The 18,513-nt window shown below is 63.7% G+C and carries 15 protein-coding genes; 9 read left to right on the top strand and 6 right to left on the bottom strand.

Annotated elements, in window-relative coordinates:
- Positions 1 to 79: 79 nt before the first annotated feature.
- From C2L66_RS11745 to C2L66_RS11735, 3 genes are all read right to left on the bottom strand, one after another.
- A complete protein-coding gene (locus C2L66_RS11745; RefSeq protein ID WP_060599992.1) occupies positions 80 to 2,110 on the bottom strand; it encodes a hypothetical protein in 2,031 nt (676 codons plus the stop codon).
- A gap of 173 nt (positions 2,111 to 2,283) precedes the next feature.
- Positions 2,284 to 4,464, bottom strand: a complete 2,181-nt coding sequence (gene metG / locus C2L66_RS11740) for a methionine--tRNA ligase (protein WP_060599995.1) — start codon at positions 4,462 to 4,464, stop codon at positions 2,284 to 2,286.
- Between the two features lie 537 nt (positions 4,465 to 5,001).
- Positions 5,002 to 5,652 carry an OmpA family protein gene (locus C2L66_RS11735; protein WP_054929875.1) on the bottom strand — a complete coding sequence of 217 codons (651 nt, stop codon included), beginning with the start codon at positions 5,650 to 5,652 and terminating at the stop codon, positions 5,002 to 5,004.
- 269 nt (positions 5,653 to 5,921) lie between these two features.
- Here C2L66_RS11735 and apbC point away from each other — a divergent pair, with 269 nt between their 5' ends.
- The 8 genes from apbC (at position 5,922) to C2L66_RS11695 (ending at position 13,708) form a co-directional block, all read left to right on the top strand.
- Positions 5,922 to 7,010 carry an iron-sulfur cluster carrier protein ApbC gene (gene apbC / locus C2L66_RS11730; RefSeq protein WP_060602524.1) on the top strand — a complete coding sequence of 363 codons (1,089 nt, stop codon included), beginning with the start codon at positions 5,922 to 5,924 and terminating at the stop codon, positions 7,008 to 7,010.
- A gap of 185 nt (positions 7,011 to 7,195) precedes the next feature.
- Positions 7,196 to 7,729 carry a superoxide dismutase family protein gene (locus tag C2L66_RS11725; RefSeq protein WP_054929888.1) on the top strand — a complete coding sequence of 178 codons (534 nt, stop codon included), beginning with the start codon at positions 7,196 to 7,198 and terminating at the stop codon, positions 7,727 to 7,729.
- Between the two features lie 305 nt (positions 7,730 to 8,034).
- Complete coding sequence (gene dcd / locus C2L66_RS11720) at positions 8,035 to 8,604, top strand: dCTP deaminase (RefSeq protein ID WP_036003461.1); 570 nt, start codon at positions 8,035 to 8,037, stop codon at positions 8,602 to 8,604.
- An 82-nt stretch (positions 8,605 to 8,686) separates the two neighbouring features.
- Positions 8,687 to 10,969, top strand: a complete 2,283-nt coding sequence (locus C2L66_RS11715; RefSeq protein WP_054929876.1) for an arginine/lysine/ornithine decarboxylase — start codon at positions 8,687 to 8,689, stop codon at positions 10,967 to 10,969.
- Positions 10,969 to 11,718: a lysozyme inhibitor LprI family protein gene (locus C2L66_RS11710; protein ID WP_054929877.1), complete on the top strand. Its 750-nt coding sequence runs from the start codon at positions 10,969 to 10,971 to the stop codon at positions 11,716 to 11,718. Before C2L66_RS11715 ends, C2L66_RS11710 begins: the two co-directional genes overlap by 1 nt.
- A gap of 239 nt (positions 11,719 to 11,957) precedes the next feature.
- A complete protein-coding gene (locus C2L66_RS11705; RefSeq protein ID WP_036003470.1) occupies positions 11,958 to 12,635 on the top strand; it encodes a CsgG/HfaB family protein in 678 nt (225 codons plus the stop codon).
- A gap of 30 nt (positions 12,636 to 12,665) precedes the next feature.
- Positions 12,666 to 13,031, top strand: coding sequence for a DUF4810 domain-containing protein (locus C2L66_RS11700; RefSeq protein ID WP_060599997.1), 366 nt, complete (start codon positions 12,666 to 12,668; stop codon positions 13,029 to 13,031).
- A gap of 2 nt (positions 13,032 to 13,033) precedes the next feature.
- A complete protein-coding gene (locus C2L66_RS11695; RefSeq protein WP_054929889.1) occupies positions 13,034 to 13,708 on the top strand; it encodes a DUF799 domain-containing protein in 675 nt (224 codons plus the stop codon).
- Between the two features lie 56 nt (positions 13,709 to 13,764).
- On the opposite strand, the gene C2L66_RS11690 is transcribed toward C2L66_RS11695, so the two are convergent.
- The 3 genes from C2L66_RS11690 to C2L66_RS11680 form a co-directional block, all read right to left on the bottom strand.
- Positions 13,765 to 14,685 (bottom strand): bestrophin family protein, encoded by a 921-nt coding sequence (locus C2L66_RS11690; protein ID WP_054929879.1) that lies wholly within the window; start codon positions 14,683 to 14,685, stop codon positions 13,765 to 13,767.
- 202 nt (positions 14,686 to 14,887) lie between these two features.
- Positions 14,888 to 16,294, bottom strand: coding sequence for an argininosuccinate lyase (argH, locus tag C2L66_RS11685; protein WP_060599999.1), 1,407 nt, complete (start codon positions 16,292 to 16,294; stop codon positions 14,888 to 14,890).
- 118 nt (positions 16,295 to 16,412) lie between these two features.
- Entirely contained in the window at positions 16,413 to 17,225 is an 813-nt protein-coding gene (locus tag C2L66_RS11680) for a helix-turn-helix transcriptional regulator (protein WP_060600001.1), read from the bottom strand.
- Positions 17,226 to 17,376: 151 nt separating this feature from the next.
- Between C2L66_RS11680 and C2L66_RS11675 the strand changes: the two genes are divergently transcribed.
- Entirely contained in the window at positions 17,377 to 18,129 is a 753-nt protein-coding gene (locus C2L66_RS11675; protein ID WP_060600003.1) for a class I SAM-dependent methyltransferase, read from the top strand.
- Positions 18,130 to 18,513: the final 384 nt, after the last annotated feature.

Genomic DNA, 18,513 nt, shown 5'->3' with positions numbered 1-18,513 from the left:
AAAAACCGGCGGGGCGGCGAGCGCCCGGCCGGTTTCTGGCTGGAAGACGGAGGCGACGTTCTACGCCGCCGTCACGTGGTCAGATTCGAGTCTGCAAGTTCACGTGGCCTTGCGCCTGTGCGTTCACGAGCGCCAGCACATTCCGGCCAAACGCTTCGGGCCGCCCCTCGAAAATCCGTTCTACCGCTTTCGTCTCGATCATCTTGCGGCGCAACGCTTCGCGCTCCTCGTGCTGGGTGGCGAGCCGCACGGCTGCGCGCACGTATTCGTCGACGGAATGGGTGGTCAGCCAGCCGGGCATGTCGCAGCGTTCAAACAGCCCGCTGTCGATGTGCTCGAAGACCTCGCGGCCGCACAGGTTGACGCCGGGCAGGCCGAGCGTGAATGCATCGACGATGCCGTTGGTGTTGCCGAACGGGAACGGGCTGACGAACATGTCCATCAGGTTGATCACCCTCAGATAGGCCGGATAGCTCATCCCGCCGTACACCACGACATTTTCGAGCGGCAGCGCGGACTCGACCAGACGGCGCACGTACGCGATATCGAGTCCTTCTGACCAGGACGTCATGAAGTGGAAGCCCACCGGGATGCCGGCCGTGTCGATGATGCGGCGGCACGCGTCGAGAAAGCGCGGATTGAGCTTCATCGCGCTCGCCGTCACGGCGATGTTGATGAACTCGCCACGCCTGGGGAGGCTCGGCGCAACGTCGGTCAGCAGCCTGGACGGCACGTACGGCTGGCCGTCTTTCGGCAGTTGCATCAGCTTTTCGCTGAAGCACGCGGGATCGCCGACGAAGTCTTCCTCGACGCTCACGTAGTCGATGCATTCGGCGTGCATCGTCGCGGGATGGCCGAGCGCGGCGATCTGCAGCGGCGCGACGCGCACGTTCGTCATGAAGACGGTATGCGGGAACATGCCGACGCTCGGCATGTACAGCACGGCCGCCTGATTCTCGAGCGCGAAGTCCCGCACCTGCCGGACGATCTCGCCGACATATTCGGCATGCTCGAACGGTATGAAGCGGTCGAACACCGCGCGTCCCGCTTCGTCTACATGCTGCGCGTCGCCGAACGCAACGACTTCGAAGCGCTCGCGGGCGGCGAGCATCGTGCGCGAATGGGTGCGATAGATCGAATGGCCGCCGTTGAACCATTCGAGCACCACCACCATCAGCGGCTTGCGTTCGCCGCGCGATGCCGCAGCTTCGGGCGTTGCAGCACGGCCGACTTCGGCTTCGTGGTCGAGCAGGCCGAGTGTGCCCAGCTTCTTGCGCACCAGCCGGCTGATGCCGCGCTTGATCGCGTGCCGGTTCGGCAAGTCCGAATAGCTGCAATGCATGTACGCACCGCAAACAGCCGGGCCGGCCAGATCGTCGAGATCTTCGATGGATTCGAGGGCGCTGGGCAGCCATTCGATCAGACGTTCGCGCTTGGCGTGCGCTGCGGGCGAAATCACCACGGCCGAACTGACGACCGACATGCCGAGGCTCGTTGCCAGCACGGGATCGCTCTTCGCCATGTCGGCGAGATCGATGTCGTACTCCGATTCCACGGTGTAGAGCACGATCTGCTTCCTGATCAGCGCTTTCGCGACGTCGGCGGCGGGCGCTTCGCCTGCGTCGGCGAGCAGCGTGCGCAGAATGTGGTCCGTGCTGCCATACGCCGACGCGACGAACAGCATGTTGAGGAAATGCCGGGCGGAGAAAAGCTGATTGAACTGTTTTTCGTTCAGCTGGAATTGCGGATCGGCGAGGAGCGCGGTGATGGCGTCCGTGATGCGCTGCAGCGTCCGCGCGCCTTCTTCGCTGGCCGGTCGGGTGGGGTCGGCGAGCGCCAGTTCGACGCCGGGCAGCCTGCTGCGGTTCGAGGCCAACGTATTGAACAACACGATCAGCTCTTCATTCGCGGCGTCGTGATCGCGCGCAGAAACGAGGGATTCGAACCGGTCGAGGGAGAATTCAGTGCTCATGTCAATGCTCTGTGGAAGCGGCTCAGCTTGCGCGAGCGCGTCGTGTTCAATGGAAAGCGGATAGCGCGGCGGCGTAGCGGGTGCATCCACCGCGAAGCGCGTGCCGTCTGCGTAGGAGGCCCGCGGCGCGCGTCTCATAAAGCGATCTCGATTTTCGAAGAATTCGCTGTGGATGAATCTAGGAGGAGTCTTATTTTGAGAGAGGAAGCCGCCGCAAAAAGCGCGGGCGTAAGGGCGAAAAAAAAGCACGTCGGGAGACGTGCTTTTTTGCGTGGGCGCGGGGGCCGCGCCGGAGGATGGCCGCTTAGGCGTTACTTGACGCGCATGCCGGGCTTCGCGCCGCTGTCCGGTTCGAGCACATAGATGCCCGGTTCGGCCTTTTCGTCAGCCGCCGATGCCGCGAGCACCATGCCTTCCGACAACCCGAACTTCATCTTGCGGGGCGCGAGGTTCGCGACCATCACGGTCAGCTTGCCGACCAGCTGTTCCGGTTGATACGCCGACTTGATGCCGGAGAACACGTTGCGCGTTTTCTCCTCGCCGACGTCGAGCGTGAGTTGCAGCAGCTTGTCCGACCCCTCGACCGCGCGGCAGTCGACGATCTTCGCGATGCGCAGATCGATCTTCGCGAAGTCGTCGATCGTGATGATGCCGCTGTCGTCCGGCTTCGCTTGCGCGTCGCCGTGCACGGCCGCCGTCGCTTTCGCGTGCGCCTTGGCTTTGGTTTTTGCGTCGGCGGCCTGGGCCTCGGGCGACACAGCCGGCTGCAGCGAGCCCCGGTTCGCGGCGAGCAGCGCCTCGATCTGCTTCGGGTCGACGCGCGTCATCAGATGCTTGTATGCGTTGATCGCGCGCGCCGAGCTCAGCGGCGTATTCGCGTGCGACCACGTCAGCGGCTCGACGCCGAGGAACGATTCGGCCGCTTCGATGACCTTCGGCAGCACGGGCTTGAGGGCCAGCGACAGCAGCCGGAACGCCTCGAGCGACACGCTGCACGTCTCGTGCAGCGCGACGGCATTGGCCGGGTCCTTCGCCTGATCCCACGGCTTGGCCGTATCGACGTACGCGTTGACGGCGTCTGCGAGTTCCATGGTCTGACGCAGCGCGCGGCCGTAGTCGCGTGCCTCGTAATGCGCGGCGATCTGCGGAATCGCCGTGCGCAGCGACGCGAGCAGCGGATGCTGCATCGCGCTGTCCTGCACGCGCCCGTCGAAACGCTTGATCAGAAAGCCCGCCGCGCGGCTCGCGATGTTCACGTACTTGCCGACGAGATCGCTGTTCACGCGCGCCTGGAAGTCCTCGAGATTCAGGTCGATGTCTTCCATCGTGCTGTTCAGCTTGGCCGCGAAGTAGTAGCGCAGCCACTCGGGGTTCATCCCCGTTTCGATCACGCTGTTGGCGGTGATGAACGTGCCGCGCGACTTCGACATCTTCGCGCCGTCGACGGTCAGGAAGCCGTGCGCGAACACGTTGGTCGGCGTGCGATGGCCCGAAAATTCCAGCATGGCCGGCCAGAACAGCGTGTGGAAATACAGGATGTCCTTGCCGATGAAGTGATACTGCTCGGTCGTCGCACCTTGCTTCGTCCACGCGTCGAAATCGAGGCCGCGCTTTTCCGCCAGATTGCGGAAGCTCGCGTAGTAGCCGACGGGCGCGTCCAGCCACACGTAGAAATACTTGCCCGGCGCGCCGGGAATCTCGAAGCCGAAGTAGGGCGCGTCGCGCGAGATGTCCCAGTCGGCGAGCTTCGCTTCACCCGCGTCGCCGAGCCATTCGCGCATCTTGTTGGTCGCTTCCTGCTGCGCGAGGCCGCCGACCCAGCCGCGCAGGAAATTCTCGCAGCGCGGATCGGACAGCTTGAAGAAGTAGTGCGTCGAGGTCTTCTTCACGGGCGTCGCGCCCGACACGACGGAATACGGATTGATCAGCTCGGTCGGCTGATAGGTCGAGCCGCACACTTCGCAGTTGTCGCCGTACTGGTCCTTGGCGTGGCACTTCGGGCACTCGCCCTTGATGAAGCGGTCCGGCAGGAACATTTCCTTGACCGGGTCGTACGCCTGCTCGATGTCGCGCGCTTCGATCAGGCCGGCCTTCTGCAATGCCGTGTAGATCGATTCAGACAATACGCGATTCTCTTCGGAATCCGTCGAGTAGTAGTTGTCGAACGAAATGCCGAAGTTGTCGAAGTCGCGCTTGTGCTCCTGCCACACGCGCTCGATCAGCTGCTTCGGCGTGATGCCTTCCTGCTCCGCCTTCAGCATGATCGGGGTGCCGTGCGTGTCGTCGGCGCCGACGTAGTAGACCTCGTGCCCGTGCATTCGCAGCGCGCGGACCCAGATGTCCGTCTGGATATATTCGACCAGATGGCCGATATGGATTTGCCCGTTCGCGTACGGCAGGGCAGACGTGACGAGGATCTGACGGCGGCCCTTCGGCGCGCTGGCGGCGGTGAGGTCCGCGGATTGAACCGCGGTGGCGTCGGTTGCTGACATGTGGGTTCTATGGACTGGCGGAAGGTACGGGCGGCCGTCACGACGTTTCGGCGTCAGCGGACGGCGCTGTGCCCAGGACCGCATGGGCGGAGTGTCCGCTCATGCAGCTCGGGTGTCGAACGCGGCTTTGCGGACTCTCGTCGCGCGCGGAACCGGCCCGAATCGTCGATTTTACCAGTGTGAACTGCTGGCGACAGCGCGCGGAGAACGATGGTGCGGGGACGCGAGCGCGATGCGAGGAAAAATGGGGGGCTTCGCCTGCGGAACGAACGCCAGTGGCTGGCGAAAGCGGGGCAGGAACCCGCCAGAAAACAGGCAAAAAAAACCGGGGCTATAGGCCCCGGAGCAACAACGACAAGAGGAGAATGGTGACGCGGCGGCGTCGCCGCACACGTACCGTAAAGACAGACCGCGGAATTTCACAAGAGTTCGAAAAATTTTTCGATCAGCTTGTGAGGCCCTTCGAGGTTCGACTGAACGCGCCTCGCAAACCGGCGCGTGGATGCCTGCTCTGACGGTCTGTCTTTCCCCAAAAGCTTATTGGGCGTGCTGCGCCGTCGCGCGCAGGTAGATTTCGACGCGGCGGTTTTGCGCGCGGCCCGCTTCCGTGTTGTTGTCGGCGATCGGCTGGTTGGCGCCCATGCCCGATGCCGCGAGGCGCTGTTGCGCGACGCCGTCTTGCGCGAGCTGGTTCACGACGCTTTGCGCGCGGTTGACGGAGAGCGTCTGATTGTAGGCGGGCTGGCCGGTGCTGTCCGTGTGGCCCACGACTTGCGCGACGACTTCCGGATTCTGGTTCAGCGTTTGCGCAACCTGCGTCAGCACGGGAGCAAACGTCGGCTTGATCGCGTAGCTGTTCGTGTCGAACGTGACCGAGCTCGGGATGTTCAGCTTCAGCGAGCCGTCCGGCTGCTCGGTGATCTGCGTGCCCGTGCCCTTCGTCGCGCCCGACAGCTTGTTCTTGATGTTCTGCCAGTTGTAGCCGGTCACGCCGCCGACAGCCGCGCCGACGCCTGCGCCGATCGCAGCGCCCTTGCCGCCGCCGAAGATCGCGCCGAGCGCGGCGCCCGTGCCTGCGCCGACGCCCGTGCCGACAGCCGTATCCGTGCCTTGCTGGGTCGCGCAGCCGCCGAGCAGCGCACCGACGACAGCCAGTGCCGACAAACGGGTCATGATTTTTGCATTCATTCTGGTTCCTCTCTTCAATTAAACAGTCGACAGTTGCAAGGGCTTGGGACCGTGCCGACAGCCGGAAAGGGTCTTCCGGCAGGCCCCTGCGTCAGCCACTACAATGACGACTGAGCAGGCGACGATTCGGCCCTATTGCAAAACTTGCGCGGCAAGCGTGCCAATGAGATAGGTTTTAGGCAATGCCGGATAACAATTTCTTTCAATATTTCAGGCGTGCAGCGCAGATTTCGATCGCGCACCGCGCCACGCGTTCCCACGGAGACTCAATGAGCATCGATCGGGCTTTGGTAGACGCCGCCCTCGCGGCCATCGCCGACCCTAACACCCAAAAGCCCTTCGCCGCAGCGAAGAACTTCAGGAACGTCAGCGTCGATGGTGCCACGGTCAGCGTCGACGTGGTACTCGGCTATCCGGCCAGGCGTCAGTTCGAAGCGATCCGCGCGCAAGTCGAGCAGGCGCTGCGCGCGGTGCCTGGCGTCGAAGCGGCGCGTGTGCAAGTGTCGCAGGACATCGCTGCGCATACCGTGCAGCGGGGCGTCAAACTGTTGCCGAACGTGAAGAATATCGTGGCCGTTGCGTCGGGCAAGGGCGGTGTCGGCAAGAGCACGACGGCCGTGAACCTTGCGCTTGCGCTGGCGAGCGAAGGCGCGTCGGTGGGTATTCTGGATGCCGACATCTACGGCCCGTCGCTGCCCATGATGCTCGGCATCGAGGGCCGCCCGGAGTCGCCCGACGGCCAGTCGATGAACCCGATGGCGGGCCATGGCGTGCAGGCGAACTCGATCGGCTTTCTGGTCGAACAGGACAACCCGATGGTGTGGCGCGGCCCGATGGCCACGTCCGCGCTCGAGCAGTTGCTGCGGCAGACCAGCTGGAAAGATCTCGACTACCTGATCGTCGACATGCCGCCGGGCACGGGCGACATCCAGCTCACGCTGTCGCAGCGCGTGCCCGTCACGGGCGCCGTGATCGTCACGACGCCGCAGGACATCGCGTTGCTCGATGCTAAGAAGGGCTTGAAGATGTTCGAGAAGGTAGGCATTCCGATTCTCGGCATCGTCGAGAACATGGGCATGCATATCTGCTCGAACTGCGGTCACGAAGAGCATATCTTCGGGACGGGCGGGGCGGAACGGATGTCGAAGGAATATGGCGTCGACGTGCTCGGCAGCCTGCCGCTCGACATCGCGATCCGCGAACAGGCCGACTCGGGCACGCCGACCGTGGTCGCGGACCCGGACGGCCGCATCGCGGAGATCTACCGGACGATTGCGCGCAAGGTCGCGATTCATATCGCCGAGCGCTCGCGCGACATGAGCTCGAAGTTCCCGACCATCGTCGTGCAGAACACATAAGGCGCGAAGGCGTTGCTGTGGCCGGCGCGGCGCAATTGAACAACGCGCCGGACAACGCTTCGATCAACGCTTCCGGGAACGGGTGGAAAGGGGTCTGAATGCGGCCCCGCTCGCGGTATCATGTCGGCTTCATCAGGTCCGGCAACGCGGTCGCGGAGACGGCCGGCGCTCGACAAGAGGATCGCATGAGAAAACGAATCGGCGGCGAGGCGATCAAGACCATCGTCGTCCTGGCTGCGGCCAGCGCCCTGCTGTCAGGGTGCATGGGCTTCCTGAAGCCACAGGAGAAACGCGCTGACGCGCAACTGCTGCCGACGCTGGGCAACCAGACGCGCGGCATGGTTACGTTCATCGAACGTTCTGACGGCGTTCAGGTGACCTACAACCTCACGGGCTTGCCGCCGAACAGCGATCACGCGCTGCAGGTGCACGAACGCGGCGACTGCAATTCCGCCGACGGCGCCGGCGCGGGCGCCGTGTTCGCACCCGCTGCGGAGCGGCTGAAGTCGGGTTCGCGCGTCGAGGGCGACCTCGGCAACATCCACGCGGACGCGGCGGGCGTGGCGGCGGGCTTCATCGTCGCGCCGGATGTCTCGCTCGACGGCGTGCGCTCCGTGCTGCAGCGCGCCGTGCTGGTCCACCGCGAAGCGTCCGATCCCTACGCGTATCCGCAACACGGCGCCGGCCCCGCGCTCGCGTGCGGGCTGATCCGTCAGTAAGCAGCGCCGTTCGCCTTTGGCAGTTCGTCCTGCTTCTTATCCGCCAATCGTTTGCGCGATACGCAAACGCCCGTTCTCCCGCCTGTTTTCGCTTCGATTCCTGCCGTTATCCACGTTGCATCGTCGATGGCTGTCAAAGCCGGCGCGCGCCATGGCGCGGCACGTCCGCGCACGCGATTCAGCTTGCATCGGGCACGCCCGCCAGGTTCGCGTAAAATAAGCGCCTTTCGTCCGGCGGCGCGTGTTGCGAAAGCAGCGCGCAAGCGTCAGCCGGCCCGATTTCACCCCGTCAGCAGCGTTCACCTATGAGCATCAAATCCGACAAGTGGATCCGGCGCATGGCCGCAGAGCACAAGATGATCGAGCCGTTCGCGCCAGGCCAGGTGCGCGCGACGGAAGACGGTCGCAAGATCGTCAGTTACGGCACGTCGAGCTACGGCTACGACATCCGCTGCGCCGACGAATTCAAGATCTTCACGAACATCAACTCGACCATCGTCGATCCGAAGAACTTCGACGAGAAATCGTTTGTCGATTTCAAGGGCGACGTCTGCATCATCCCGCCCAACTCGTTCGCGCTCGCGCGCACGGTCGAGTATTTCCGCATTCCGCGCAGCGTGCTGACGGTCTGCCTCGGCAAATCGACGTACGCGCGCTGCGGCATCATCGTCAACGTGACGCCGTTCGAGCCGGAATGGGAAGGGCACGTCACGCTCGAATTCTCAAATACGACACCTTTGCCTGCGAAAATCTACGCGAACGAAGGCGTTGCGCAGGTGCTGTTCTTCGAAAGCGACGAGATTTGCGACGTGTCGTATGCGGATCGCGGCGGCAAATATCAAGGACAGCATGGCGTGACGTTACCGAAGACGTAACGCAACCGCGCATTGAATCACCAGCTATCCGGGTGACCGCTGCGCATCAGAAGCAGCGGTCGTTCTTTTTGGAGAATCGCACATGAAGTTTCGTTTTCCCGTCGTCATCATCGACGAGGACTTCCGCTCCGAGAACATCTCGGGTTCCGGCATCCGGGCGCTTGCCGAGGCTATCGAGAAAGAAGGCGCGGAAGTGCTGGGTCTCACGAGCTATGGCGATCTGACCTCGTTCGCGCAGCAGTCGAGCCGCGCGTCGTGCTTCATCCTGTCGATCGACGACGATGAACTGCTGCCCTACGTCGAGAACGGCGACGGCGAAACGCCCGACGTCGCGCCCGCGATCGTCGACCTGCGCGCGTTCGTCGAGGCGGTGCGCAAGCGCAATGCGGACATCCCCATCTTCCTGTACGGCGAAACGCGCACCTCGCGCCATCTGCCGAACGACATCCTGCGCGAACTGCATGGCTTCATCCACATGTTCGAGGACACGCCGGAGTTCGTCGCGCGGCATATCATCCGCGAGGCGAAGGTGTATCTGGATTCGCTCGCGCCGCCGTTCTTCAAGGAGCTGGTGCAATACGCGGACGAAGGCTCGTACTCGTGGCACTGTCCCGGCCACTCGGGCGGCGTGGCGTTCCTGAAGAACCCGCTCGGCCAGATGTTCCACCAGTTTTTCGGCGAGAACATGCTGCGCGCGGACGTCTGCAATGCCGTCGACGAACTCGGCCAGCTGCTCGACCACACCGGCCCCGTCGCGGCGTCGGAGCGCAACGCGGCGCGCATCTTCAGCGCGGACCATCTGTTCTTCGTGACGAACGGCACGTCCACGTCCAACAAGATCGTCTGGCATGCCACCGTGGCGCCGGGCGACATCGTGCTGGTGGACCGCAACTGCCACAAGTCGATCCTGCACGCGATCACGATGACGCACGCGATCCCCGTGTTCCTGACGCCGACGCGCAATCACTTCGGCATCATCGGGCCGATTCCGCGCGACGAATTCAAGCCGGAAAACATCCGCAAGAAGATCGAGGCGAATCCGTTCGCGCGCGAGGCGCTCGCGAAGAACCCGAACCTCAAGCCGCGCATCCTGACGATCACGCAGAGCACGTATGACGGCGTGATCTACAACGTCGAAATGATCAAGGATCTGCTCGGCGATCTGCTCGACACGCTGCACTTCGACGAGGCGTGGCTGCCGCACGCCGAGTTTCACGAGTTCTATCAGGACATGCATGCGATCGGCGCGGGCCGCCCGCGCACGGGCGCGCTGGTGTTCGCGACGCACTCCACACACAAGCTGCTGGCGGGTATTTCGCAGGCGTCGCAGATTCTCGTGCAGGACAGCGAGAACAGCACCTTCGACCGCCACCGCTTCAACGAGGCGTATCTGATGCACACGTCCACCTCGCCGCAATACGCGATCATCGCGTCGTGCGACGTGGCGGCGGCGATGATGGAGCCGCCGGGCGGCACGGCGCTGGTCGAGGAATCGATTGCCGAGGCGCTCGACTTCCGCCGCGCGATGCGCAAGGTCGATGCCGAATACGGCGACGACTGGTTCTTCAAGGTCTGGGGCCCGGAAGAACTGGCGGAAGAAGGCATCGGCTCGCGCGAAGACTGGATGCTGCGTCCGAACGACCGCTGGCACGGCTTCGGCCCGCTCGCGGACGGCTTCAACATGCTCGACCCGATCAAGGCGACGATCATCACGCCGGGGCTCGACGTGGACGGCGAATTCGGCGAGACGGGCATTCCCGCGGCGATCGTCACGAAGTATCTGGCGGAGCACGGCATCATCGTCGAGAAGACGGGTTTGTACTCGTTCTTCATCATGTTCACGATCGGCATCACGAAGGGCCGCTGGAACTCGATGGTCACGGAGCTTCAGCAGTTCAAGGACGACTACGACAACAACCAGCCGCTGTGGCGCGTGCTGCCCGAGTTCGTCGCGCAACATCCGGCCTATGAGCGCATCGGCCTGCGCGATCTGTGCGAACAGATCCACAGCGTGTACCGTGCGAACGACATCGCGCGTCTGACGACGGAGATGTACCTGTCGAGCATGGAGCCCGCCATGAAGCCTTCGGACGCGTTCGCGAAGCTCGCGCACCGCGAGATCGACCGCGTGCCCATCGACGAACTCGAAGGCCGCGTCACGTCGATCCTGCTGACGCCGTACCCGCCGGGCATTCCGCTGCTGATTCCGGGCGAGCGCTTCAACCGGACCATCGTCAACTATCTGCGCTTCGCGCGCGAGTTCAACGAGCGCTTCCCGGGCTTCCATACGGATATCCACGGGCTGGTCGGTGAGACGATCAACGGGCGCATCGAGTACTTCGTCGATTGCGTGCGCGATTCGTGATGCTGAAGACAGCACTGCGCTCCGGGTGGTGGCGTCGTGCGCGCGAGAGCGCGCCGGCGGCGCTGTGCGCGTTCGCATCGGCAGTGACGTTGGCGAGCGCGCTGATGATGGCACCCGGCGCGGCGCATGCCGAAGTCGCTGCCGCCGACCCCATCGACGCATCGATGCGCGCGTGTCTTGCGCGCGCCGACATGTCGTCGACGATCGGTCAGGTGCAGTGCATGGACGCGGCGCGGCTCGCGTGGCAGGCGTCGATGGACCAGTCGTTGCAGCAGTTGCTGTCCAAAGCACCCGACGCGCAGCGCAAGAAGTGGGAAGAAAGCCAGAAGCGCTGGAAGGCCTGGCGCGAAGCGGACGGCAAGTTGCTCGCCGACGTGCTCGCCACGACACGCGGCACGTCCTACCAGCTCGCGGTCGCCGACATGCAGTTGCAGCCGGTGCGCGACCGCGCGCTCGCGCTGCGCGCAGCGGCGTTGAACGCGGGCAGGCAGGACCCGAAGAAGCGCCCGCGCGCCTGCTCGTTCGACGCGCAATGCGAGCACGCGATGTTCGACCTGAACCGCTATTACCGGCGCCTGCACGCGAAGCTGCCTGCACATACGCGGCCCGTCCTGTCTCGCGCGCAACGCGCGTGGACGGCTTACCGCGATGCGACCGTCCCATTGATGGACGCGCGCTCGCAGGTCGATATCATCGGCGCGCGCGTCGCCCAGCTCAAGCGCATGGGCGACACGGCCGGCAACGACTGAGCCGCATTTCAAAAAATTGTTCAAATAGCCAAGTGCTTCTCACCGCACGCATGTTCTATGCGCGGTGAGTCAAATCGTCCTGCGCGCGCTCCCATTTAGTGACATTTTTTTAAAGATGCATCGCCAGGTGCCGTTATCTTACGTTGCGTTACCAGAGCGTCGGATAGAAGCACGGCACGCAGCACGCCTGATCCCGATGGCCCTGGAACGCGAGCCATTCTTTGAACGGGATCACTATCTTGAAGCTAACCAAACCCTCCGCATTGCTCGTCGCCACGTTCGTTGCTGCGGCACTGAGCGGATGCGCGACGGAGGCGTCGCGCTCGCTGCCGACGCCCGAAGTCAGCAGTGCACAAGTGCCGTATGCCGGCAAGCCGGTGCTCGTCTCCGTCGGCAAGTTCGACAATCGTTCGAGCTACTTGCGCGGCATCTTCTCCAACGGCATCGACGTGGTGGGCAGCCAGGCGAAGACTATCCTCGTCACGACCTTGCAGCAGAGCCGCCGCTTCTCGGTACTGGAGCGCGACAACATGAATGAGATCGCGCAGGAAGCGTCGCTTGCGAACAAGACGCAGAAGCTCAAAGGCGCAAGCTACGTGATTACCGGCGACGTCACCGAGTTCGGCCGCAAGGAAGTCGGCGACCACCAGTTGTTCGGCATTCTGGGGCAGGGCAAGAGCCAGATCGCGTACGCCAAGGTCAGTCTGAACATCGTCGACACGACGACTTCCGAAGTGGTCGCAACCAGCCAGGGCGCGGGCGAATACAGTCTGTCGAACCGCGAAGTGATCGGCTTCGGCGGCACGGCTTCGTACGACTCCACGCTCAACGGCAAGGTGCTCGATCTGGCCATCAAGGAAGCCGTCAATCATCTGGTGCAGCAGGTCGACGCAGGCGCATTGCAGGCGTCGAAGTAAGTCCGTTACGGGATATTCCGAGGAACCACAATGAAAAAAGAACAATGGCTGACGGGCCTCGCGTTGCCCGTCGCGGCAGCGTGCGCGCTGCTGACGGGGTGCGCGAACACGACGAAGAGCGTTGCGCTCTATCAATGGGACGGCTACCAGCCGCAGGTCTACGAGTACTTCAAGGGTAAGAACAGTCCGCAGCAGCAGATCGATGCGCTCGAGAAGGCGCGTCAGCAGATCGCCGCGAAGGGCGCAGCGGTGCCGCCGGGCTTCCATGCCCATTTGGGCATGCTGTACGCGAGCGTCGGCAACGATCAGCAGGCGAAGCAGGAATTGCTCGCCGAAAAGCAGTCGTTTCCTGAGTCGACGGTTTACATGGACTTCCTGTTGAGCAAATTCCAATAATGATGAAACGCATTCTTTCACTCAAACTGATCGCTGCGATGTCCGTGCTGGTTGCACTCACGGCATGCGTGTCGAAGCCCGCGCGTCAGATGGACTACACCGCGTTCCGCAACAGCAAGCCGAGCACGATTCTCGTGCTGCCGCCCGTCAACGACACGACCGACGTCGGCGCGAGCTACAGCATGCTGTCGCAGATGACGATGCCGCTCGCGGAAGGCGGCTATTACGTGGTGCCTGTCGCCGAAATGGAAGAGACGTTCAAGCACAACGGGCTGACCAATGCGAACGATATCCAGAACGTCGCGCCCGACAAGCTGCGCAGCATCTTCGGCGCGGACGCCGCGCTGTACACGAAGATCTCGCAATATGGCTCGAAGTACATGGTGATCGACAGCACGACGGCCGTTACGGCCAGCGCGAAGCTGGTCGATCTGCGTTCCGGCGATACCCTCTGGTCCGGCGCAGCCGGCGCGACGGGCAAGGAACTGGGCGGCAACGTGAACGTCGGCGGCGGGCTGATCGGCGCGCTGGTGCAGGCGGCCGTGAAGCAGGTCGCGCACACGTTGAGCGACGAAGCGCACGACGTCGCGGGCCTGACGAGCCGCAAGCTGCTGTCGAGCGGCGGCGCGGATGGTTTGCTGTATGGTCCGCGTTCGCCGAAGTACGGCACGGACTGATATTGCTGTGACGGACGCGCGCCGGGTGGGCTCGGCGCGCGTTTCCCGTGCGCGCGTCAGGTGAGCAGGTAACCGTCTTTCGCAGCGGTTTTTTGCAGCGAAGGCTGCGCGAGCAGATCGCGCGCGGCGTCTTCGATGAACCCGGACAGCGCATCGAGCGCGAGGTCGTTGTCGTCGGTGCCGAACGGCTCTTCAATCTGCGATGCGATCGCGTCGAGCGCCATGAACGTGTACGCGACGAACACCGAGAAGACGGGCGTGAACACGCCGACCGTTTCCACCAGCCCGAAGGGCAACGCCGCGCAGAAGAAGTACACGGTGCGGTGAATCATCACCGAATACGCGAACGGCAGCGGCGTCGACACGATCCGCTCGCAGCCGCCCACCACCTCCGAGAGCCCATTCAGATTGCGGTCGATGGCCTGGACCGTCCATGCGTCCAGCTTGCCGTCGCGCGCCTGGCGCTGCGTCCATTCGCCGAGCCAGAGCATGATCGTCGCGGGCCGATAGCGCGACAACATGACGCGCTCGAAGAGCGGCTTGTCGAGTCTCGTCGACAGATCTTCCGACGGGTCCGTACCTCTCAACTGATGCCGCAGCGCATGCGCGAACCCGCACAAGGCTTGCACGAAGGCTTGCGTTTCGCTTGCGTCGATATGGGCGTTCGGCAGCGTCAACACCTGACGCGTGAGCGAACGCGTCTCGTTGAGCAGGCTGCCCCAGAGCTTGCGCGCTTCCCAGTAGCGGTCATAGCTCGCGCTGTTGCGAAAGCCGAGGAAGATAGCCAGTGCAATGCCGATCAGCGAGAACGGCGTGGTGGTCATGTTGATGCTGATCTTCAGCAGATGAACATGCACGGCGAGCGCGACCAGCGAAATGAGCAGGATGACGCACAGACGCGGCAGCAGTTCGGGCAGCACGGAACCGCGCCACGCGAGCAGCATGCGGAACCAGCGGAGTTGTGGGCGGATGATCATGACAGTGAACGATGAAAGCCGATGGTTGCCGTGATAGTAGCCGACGACGGCGCTTCGCAACGGCAGGCGAGGCGACAGCGGCCCACTGTTGCCGCGGTGCAGCGAAGGCGCACGGGTCTGAAGCCGCAGGCAACCCGTGCGAAAACAAAAAAGGCGAACCCTCGCCAGAGAGTCCGCCTTTCAGCAGCCGAATGGAAGCGGCCTAGCCGAGCGCAGCCCGCGCAGCGGCAACAGCGGCGCGCACCTGATCCGGCGCGGTGCCACCCGGATGATTGCGGCTCGCCACCGAGCCTTCGAGCGTCAGATAGCCGAACACATCGTCGCCCAGCAACGAAGCGACGTTCGGCAGTTCAGCCTTCATCTCGTCGAGCGTGAGATCGGCCAGATCGCAGCCGCGCTGTTCGCAGAAACGAACCGCGTGCGCGACGGCTTCGTGCGCGTCGCGGAACGGCAAGCCGCGCTTGACGAGGTAGTCGGCGAGATCGGTTGCCGTCGAGAAGCCTTGCAGTGCAGCCGCACGCATGTTGTCCGCCTTCACCGTGATGCCCGCGACCATCTCGGCGAAGATACGTAGCGTATCGGCGACGGTGTCGACGGTATCGAACAGCGGCTCCTTGTCTTCCTGATTGTCCTTGTTGTACGCGAGCGGCTGGCCTTTCATCAGCGTGAGCAGCGCCATCAGATGGCCGTTCACGCGGCCCGTCTTGCCGCGCGCCAGTTCGGGCACGTCCGGGTTCTTCTTCTGCGGCATGATCGACGAGCCGGTGCAGAAGCGGTCGGCGATGTCGATGAAGCCGACGCGCGGGCTCATCCACAGCACGAGTTCTTCGGAGAAGCGCGACACGTGCGTCATGATCAGCGCCGACGCCGCCGTGAATTCGATGGCGAAGTCGCGGTCGGACACGGCGTCGAGCGAGTTCGCGCAGATGCCGTCGAAGCCGAGCGTCTTCGCGACGGCGTGACGGTCGATCGGATAGCTCGTGCCGGCGAGCGCCGCCGCGCCGAGCGGCAGGCGGTTCACGCGCTTGCGGCAATCCACCATGCGCTCGGCGTCGCGCGAGAACATCTCGACGTAGGCGAGCAGGTGATGGCCGAACGTCACGGGCTGCGCGACCTGCAAATGCGTGAAGCCCGGCATGATCGTGCCGGCGTTGGTTTCGGCGAGTTCGAGGAGCGCGAGACGCAGATCCTTCAGCAGACCGCCGATACGGTCGATTTCGCCGCGCAGCCACAGGCGGATGTCGGTCGCGACCTGGTCGTTGCGCGAGCGGCCCGTGTGCAGGCGCTTGCCGGCATCGCCGATCAGGGCGGTGAGGCGCGCTTCGATGTTCAGGTGCACGTCTTCGAGGTCGAGTTGCCATTCGAACTCGCCGCGCTCGATTTCACCCTTGATCTGCGCCATGCCGCGCTGGATTGCCGCGAGGTCGTCGGCGCTGATGATCTTTTGCGCGGCCAGCATCGACGCGTGCGCAAGCGAGCCTTCGATATCGACGAGCGCCAGACGCTTGTCGAAGAAGACCGACGACGTGTAGCGCTTGACGAGTTCCGACATCGGCTCGGAGAAGCGAGCCGACCAGGCTTCGCCTTTTTTATGCAGTTGGGACGTCATGGTGATGGGCAGTATGCGAGGTGAAGACGCTGACGGCGCATGGAGACGCGCGCCGCCTCGAAGGAGACAACGATTTTAACACCCGCCGTGCGGGCCGCTTTCGGGTGGCCGGGAAAGCTCATTCGCGCATCAGCACGACGAGCTTCAGGTCTTCGCGGTGCGCGGGCTTGAAGGTGATCTGGTTGTAGACGACGTGGCCGTCGCGCGGATGATCGAAGCGGCGCTGGCCGCCTTCGCGCTCGTTGACGTCTTGCGACGCCCAGAAGCGCGCGAACGCATCGCTCGATGCGGACAGTTCGTCGATCAGCGAGCGCGTGGGCGCGTCGTTCTGATGGCGGATCGAATCGGCGCGATATTCGGCGGCGAGACGCCGCGCGCGGATTTCCCAGTCGACGATCAGGCTGCGCGCATCCGGCGACAGGAATGTGTAGCGCAGCAGGTTGCGGTCGTGCTCGCCGTCGAGCCAGCCGACGAACAGGTCTGCCGCTGGCTCGTTCCAGGCGAGCGCGGTGAACTGGCGGTCGAGCACGTAAGCGGGCGCGCTGACGAGCTGCACGGTCTTGAGCAGCATGGCGGGGGTATCGGCGGCGGCGGGGTCCGGCTCGGCCGGGTCGCGCTGGGCGGCCAGTTCGAACAGATACGCGCGTTCGGCGCGCGAGAGCTGCAGCGCGACGGCGATACGCGCGAGCGCGTCGGCGGACGCGGACACGGGCCGTCCCTGTTCGATCCAGGTGTACCAGGTCGGGCTGACGCCGCACAGCTGCGCGACTTCCTCGCGCCGCAGGCCGGGTGTGCGGCGACGCGGGCCGGGCGGCAGGCCGACGGCTTGCGGCGACAGGCGCTCGCGATGCGCGCGGATGAACTCGCCGAGCGCGCGGGCGGGCGATGCATCGAGCGGCGGGGTGGAATCGGCGGGGGACGGCGTGGTCATGTGGCGAAACGGCGGTGGCTGGTAATGTTGATACCAGAATAATTGCTTGACTTGTACTGGTACAGGGCGGGCTCTATTGTAGCGACAGGCGAGGCGCCTCGCGACTTTGACCCTATCCTCACAAACAGCCCTGAAGGCACAGGAGCACACGATGAAGCATCAAGATCAGGTAGCCGACGCGTTCGGCTCGACGGCAGCCTCGTATTTGACGAGCCAGGTTCACGCGACGGGAGCGGATTTGCAGACGCTGGCGGCTGCTGTGGCGGCGACGCCGGGCGCGGCGGTGCTCGATATGGGATGCGGCGCGGGGCATGCGAGTTTTGCGGTTGCGGTTTCTGCTGGATCTGTCGTGGCTTATGACATTGCGCCGCAGATGCTGGCTACGGTTGCTGCTGCCGCTGCTGAGCGCGGGTTGTCGAATATTCGTACGCAGCAAGGTGCGGCTGAAAAGTTGCCGTTCGACGATGCTTCGTTTGATTGGGTCGTCAGCCGGATGAGCGCGCATCATTGGCACGATGTGCCGTTGGCGCTTGCCGAAGTGCGGCGGGTTTTGAAGCCTGGCGGGCGCGTGATGTTCATTGATATCGCTGGGAGCGAGCATCCACTGCTCGATACGCATCTTCAGGCTGTCGAAGTGCTGCGCGATGGGTCGCATATTCGCGATTATCGTGCGGATGAGTGGGTGGCGTTTTTTGCTGCGGCAGGGTTCGAGGCTATGGTGCGGGAGCGCTGGCGGCTCAATATCGAGTTTGCGTCGTGGGTCGCAAGGATGAGGACGCCTGAGGCGCGTGTCGCTGCGATTCGCTCTCTGTGGGCGTTCGCCCCGGATGAGGTTCGGGAATACTTCGATGTACACGAAGATGGGTCGTTTAAGCTCGATGCTTTGATGATTGAGGCGTGGTGAGGTTTGAGGTTTTTTTGTCTGCGACGCGTTTGGGTTGTGTGCTTATGTTTGCGCTGGCATCCGCGGTTTGGACTTTGCGCTGGCATCCGCGTTACGTTAGCTCGCCTCACGCGTCGCCCCTGTGCGGGGCGGCACCTACTTTTCTTTGCCGCCGCAAAGAAAAGTAGGCAAAAGAAAGCGGCTCACACCGCCAATTCTTGACGTTTACCCACGGGCCCCCAACGTCCCCACACTTCACACGTCAGTACCGTGGCTGGTGCCCGTTGCCAGCGCTTCGAACTGGCGCCTCACCCGCTTCAGACACCCGTACAAAGGCCAGCGGCAGCGAACGGCATGTGCCGCCCAGGTGGCAAACTGTGTGTAGGTTGTCGCGTCGTATAGCTC

Source organism: Paraburkholderia caribensis, from assembly GCF_002902945.1.
Classification (GTDB): domain Bacteria; phylum Pseudomonadota; class Gammaproteobacteria; order Burkholderiales; family Burkholderiaceae; genus Paraburkholderia; species Paraburkholderia caribensis.
This window is presented reverse-complemented; position numbering and strand designations above follow the sequence as displayed.